Consider the following 4,539-nt stretch of genomic DNA (forward strand, 5'->3'; position numbering starts at 1 on the left):
TCGCTCCACGGGCCCCACACGCCGTCCGTGTCCTGGAGCCGCACGCGCCAACGGCACTCGGCACCCGGCGGCAGTCCCGCCTCGAGGGGGACGGTCACGCGGGTCGTTGCGTGCGGCGGAAGGGGAAGCCGGCCAGGGGCCCAGAGCAGCCTGCCGTCCGCAGAGCGCACCTCCGGCTCGGCCGCTGCGGGCGCTGCCCCCGGCGGTCCCTCGGCGTGCCACGACAGGCGCGGCGTGGGTCCGGACGTGAGGCCTTGGGGACTGCCCTCGACGCGGAGACGGAGGGGACGGAGGCCTGCCCTCTCTGCCATCAGGCGGCGCCCTCGCCAGCAACGAACGAGGCGACGCGAGCGGCGTCCACGCGTCCGTCCACGAACCACACCCGGAAGGAGCGCTCGAGCGTCTCGCCGCCGGACAGCTCCACGGCCCGCTCCCACGCGAGCGCGGAACCGATCCCGGGATATCCGGCGAGGCGGACGAACCACGGGTCGCCCGGCGCCTCAGGCGCGGCGGCGACGACGATTCCCGCCTCGACCCCGCCGAACCGGGCGCTCCACGCGACCCATGGCGCCGGGCGGCCGTGTACCGCGGCCTCGCCCTCGGCGTCCGGCGTGAAGACCTCCGCAGCCTCGCACGGCGCGAGCCGCAGGAAGAACCCTCCGTAGCCACCGCCCGCGTTCCCGTTCGATCCCGGTCCGCCGAGGCTCACAGTCTGAGAAGCCGTCAGCCGGCTGGAAAGGTCCAGACGCCAGACCCCATCGCCAACCCTTGTGGCCGTGGCGGTGCGGTCCTCGCGGAGGAGGGCGCCGCCGTCGTGCGCTTCCCAGCGCAGGGCGAGCCGGAGCGTACCCGGTGCGCTCTCGATGCCCTCGAGCGCAATCCGCCCGTGGTCGTCGCGCCACACGTAGCGCCCAGCGTCCCGGGTGTAGGTGCGGCCGCCCCAGATATTGGTCCCGGAGACGTCCTGCAGGGCGAAGCCCAGGCCGAGGTGCCACGCGTGGTCGAGGGGAAGCTGGTCCGTGACGGTGACCCCGCCAAGGGTGCTGACCGGATGAAGGTACGGGCGCGGGGAGAGCGTTGGGGCGAGGCGCTGCCCCTCGCGCAGCTCAGCCACGGCCAGCCCCTCAGGGAGCGAGAGAGTTGCTGCGGGCTCCTCGGCAGCCGCCCACGGGAGACCGAGTTCGGCGAAGGTCGCCTGACCTTTGACCGCTCGGGCGAGCGCCTCCTCGACACCCCGGACGATCGGCCGCGCGGACTGGCCCTCGCCGATCCAGTCGACGTAGTCATCAGCGATCTGGCGCGGCTCGGGCGCTTCCCTGACCGCCTCGAGGACGCGCATGAACGCGCCTGCGTCCTCGAGGGAGCTGAGCAGCGGGGCGCCCGTGGCCACGTGATCGAGGAGGTTCTCGGTGAGATCGGTGCGGCCGAAGCGCTCCTCGCGCTCGCCGTCTTCCGTGCGGATCACGAGCCGGTCTTCGGTGTAGTAGAAGTCCGCCTCGCCCTCGGTGCCGTAGACGGTCACCCACGGCTCGGCGGACTCCGCCGCACAGAGCGTGAGGGCGCACATGATCGTGACGCCCGCCGCGGTGCGGAGGCGGACAACGGACGTGTCGTCGGCCTCGATGTGGTGCGCGTGGTAGAGGTCGGTGTCGATGCTGGCCACGTCGTCCTCGCGCCGCGCGCCCGCGATTCGCAGGGCCGTCGCGACCGCATGGGCCAACGGGTTGGTCACCACGCCGTCGATCACCTCGACCCCGTTGAGGCTCCGCTTGCCGGCCCACGGCGAACGCGCGTAATAGGCGAGGTCCCGAGTCCACGTCCCAAACGCGCCGATCGAGCGGACGCTTCCGATCCCGCCCGACGCGATGAGGGCCTCGATTGCCGGGAGGGCGTGCGAACCGAGGCTCTGGAAGCCGACCTGCACGGCGCGCCCGCTGCGCTGCGCGTGCCTGAGGAGCTCCCGATAGGCCGCAAGCGAGGGCACCGGCGGCTTCTCGAGGTAGAGGTGCGCTCGGGCGTCGAGCGCTGCAGCCCCGAGAGGTCCGTGCGTCTGGAGCGGAGTGGCGATGATTGCGACGTCCGGCGTCGGGCGAGCGGCGAGGAGGTCGGCGAGCGACGCGAACGACGGCGTCCCCTCCGGAACGCTTCCAGCATCGGGCGGTTGGGGGTCGGCCACGGCGTCGAGGACGACGGCGCCCTGCCGCGTGAGGCGGTCGAGGTTCCGCAGGTGGACCAAGCCGAAGCCGTGCGCGCCGACGAGGGCGATGCGGGCCGGGGTGTTCGCCGCAGGGGCGGGGCTCTTCGGGTTCGGGGTCTGAGCCGGATTCGTTCGGGCGGTGGGGGAGGCTGGCGTGCTCATGGGGCTCCTTTGCGCCGTGTTCTGGGGGATCAGCTTCTAGTCATCAGCTGTGATGGAAAGCGTTTTCCAGCAGTCTGGCACGGCCGCGAGGGTTCGTCCAGAGATCGCCGCCTCGCCTGGTGGCGCCCGTCCCCGCCCGGGGCGCCCTTCCCCGCGTCGCCGCGCCGGGCGCGGGGCGGTTATGGGGGGCTGGGCGCCGCGTGCCCGTCGCTCTTCTCCGATGGGATGCGCAACCCCTTGACCCTTCCCGATCCTGGGCCTTACTCTGATGAAGACCGATCTTTTGAATCGATTCATGAAGCGATGACAGAGTCGCCGTCGACACCTTCAGGAGCACCATGAGCGAGACCGCAGCGCGGCGGAGGATCTGCTTCCAGCAGCGGATCCACCCCGACCGGATCGAGGAGTACAAGCGTCGCCACGCTGCCGTGTGGCCCGAGATGCTGGAGGCGCTCAAGGCCACGGGATGGAACAACTACTCGCTCTTCCTCAGCCCCGATGGCCTGCTGATCGGCTACGTCGAAACGGACAGCCTCGACGCGGCGGCAGCTCGGATGGCCGCGTACGAGGTGAACGCGAGGTGGCAGGCCGAGATGGCCGACCTCTTCGACGGCCTCGACGCCCCGCCCGATGAGTCTTTCGTTGCGCTTGACGAGATCTTCAACCTCGACGACCAGCTTGCGGCGGCCCGTTCCGGGAGCCTGGCGTCCCAGACTTCACAGACAGGAGAGCACTGATGAGCACCCTTCAGATCCCGGAGGCACTGAACAGCCTTGCCATTGAGGTCCCGTCGTGGGCCTACGGCAACTCGGGCACCCGCTTCAAGGTGTTCGGCACGCCCGGCACGCCCCGTACGGTCCAGGAGAAGCTGCAGGACGCCGCGAAGGTCAACGAGCTGACGGGCCTTGCCCCGTCCGTGGCGCTGCACATCCCATGGGACAAGGTCGAGGATTATGCGGCCTTGCGCGAGTACGCCGAGGGCCTGGGCGTGAAGCTCGGCACGATCAACTCGAACACGTTCCAGGACGACATCTACAAGTTCGGCTCGCTCACCCATTCGGATGAGGCTGTGCGCCGGAAGGCCATCGAGCACCACCTCGAGTGCATCGACATCATGGACGCGACCGGCTCCCGCGACCTGAAGATCTGGCTCGCCGACGGGACCAACTACCCAGGCCAGGACGACATCCGTGCCCGCCAGGATCGCCTCGCAGAGTCCCTCGCCGAGATCTACGCGCGCCTCGGCGACGACCAGCGCCTCGTGCTCGAGTACAAGTTCTTCGAGCCGGCGTTCTACCACACCGACGTCCCGGACTGGGGCACCTCCTACGCCCAGACCTTGGCCCTCGGCGAGAAGGCGTTCGTGTGCCTCGACACAGGCCATCACGCTCCGGGCACGAACATCGAGTTCATCGTGGCCCAGCTCCTGCGCCTCGGGAAGCTTGGCTCCTTCGACTTCAACTCGCGCTTCTATGCCGACGACGATCTCATCGTCGGCGCGGCCGACCCGTTCCAGCTGTTCCGCATCATGGTCGAGGTGGCCCGCGGCGGCGGCCTCGAGCCCAACTCACCCGTGGCCCTCATGCTCGACCAGTGCCACAACCTCGAGGAGAAGATCCCGGGCCAGATCCGCTCGGTGCTCAACGTCCAGGAGATGGCCCTGCGCGCCCTGCTCCTCGATCGCGAGGCGCTCGGGGAGGCGCAGCGCAACCACGACGTCCTGGCCGCGAACGCGATCTTCATGGACGCGTTCTACACCGATGTGCGCCCGGCCCTTGCGGCGTGGCGCGACGAGCGGGGGCTGCCCGCAGACCCGATGGCGGCCTACGCCGCTTCGGGCTACCAGAAGCTCATCAACGAGACCCGCGTCGGCGGCACCCAGGCCGGCTGGGGCGCATAGTTCCCTCTTCCCAAAAAAGACCTACGCACCCAAAGAGACTTACGCAGAGGACACGATGAACCACACCCAGAATCCGGCTGTGGCCGATTTGATCGCCCGCTCGAACCGGCTGGGCGCCGACAAGCGCAACACGAACTACGCCGGTGGCAACACCTCCGCCAAGGGCACTGAGACCGACCCCGTCACGGGCGAGCCCGTCGAGCTCCTGTGGGTCAAGGGCTCCGGGGGAGACCTCGGGACGCTGACCGAGAAGAACCTCGCGATCCTCCGGCTGGACCGG

General features: G+C 69.9%; 4 protein-coding genes and 1 pseudogene. 3 read left to right on the plus strand and 2 right to left on the minus strand.

The window, feature by feature from the left end; translation table 11 throughout:
* Both ACTHL9_RS00900 and ACTHL9_RS00905 read right to left on the minus strand, forming a co-directional pair.
* Nucleotides 1-311 (minus strand): hypothetical protein (locus ACTHL9_RS00900; RefSeq protein ID WP_440516743.1); only part of this gene is annotated, 311 nt, incomplete at its 3' end.
* Complete coding sequence (locus tag ACTHL9_RS00905; protein WP_440516744.1) at nt 311-2,359, minus strand: DUF6807 family protein; 2,049 nt, start codon at nt 2,357-2,359, stop codon at nt 311-313. The genes ACTHL9_RS00905 and ACTHL9_RS00900, both read right to left, overlap by 1 nt.
* Nucleotides 2,360-2,697: 338 nt before the next feature.
* Between ACTHL9_RS00905 and ACTHL9_RS00910 the strand changes: the two genes are divergently transcribed.
* The 3 genes and pseudogenes from ACTHL9_RS00910 to ACTHL9_RS00920 form a co-directional block, all read left to right on the plus strand.
* A complete protein-coding gene (locus ACTHL9_RS00910; protein ID WP_440516745.1) occupies nt 2,698-3,096 on the plus strand; it encodes an L-rhamnose mutarotase in 399 nt (132 codons plus the stop codon).
* Nucleotides 3,096-4,259: an L-rhamnose isomerase gene (rhaI, locus tag ACTHL9_RS00915; RefSeq protein ID WP_440516746.1), complete on the plus strand. Its 1,164-nt coding sequence runs from the start codon at nt 3,096-3,098 to the stop codon at nt 4,257-4,259. Before ACTHL9_RS00910 ends, rhaI begins: the two co-directional genes overlap by 1 nt.
* Nucleotides 4,260-4,314: 55 nt before the next feature.
* Nucleotides 4,315-4,539 (plus strand): annotated as a pseudogene (locus ACTHL9_RS00920) (bifunctional rhamnulose-1-phosphate aldolase/short-chain dehydrogenase); the annotation flags it as partial.

Origin of the sequence: Sinomonas sp., assembly GCF_051955515.1 — a bacterium.
Lineage (GTDB): Bacteria > Actinomycetota > Actinomycetes > Actinomycetales > Micrococcaceae > Sinomonas.

Coding starts and splice junctions, on each gene's coding strand:
- ACTHL9_RS00905 (WP_440516744.1), bottom strand. CDS start 2,359: ATGAGCACGCCAGCCTCCCCCACCGCCCGAACGAATCCGGCTCAGACC.
- ACTHL9_RS00910 (WP_440516745.1), top strand. CDS start 2,698: ATGAGCGAGACCGCAGCGCGGCGGAGGATCTGCTTCCAGCAGCGGATC.
- rhaI (WP_440516746.1), top strand. CDS start 3,096: ATGAGCACCCTTCAGATCCCGGAGGCACTGAACAGCCTTGCCATTGAG.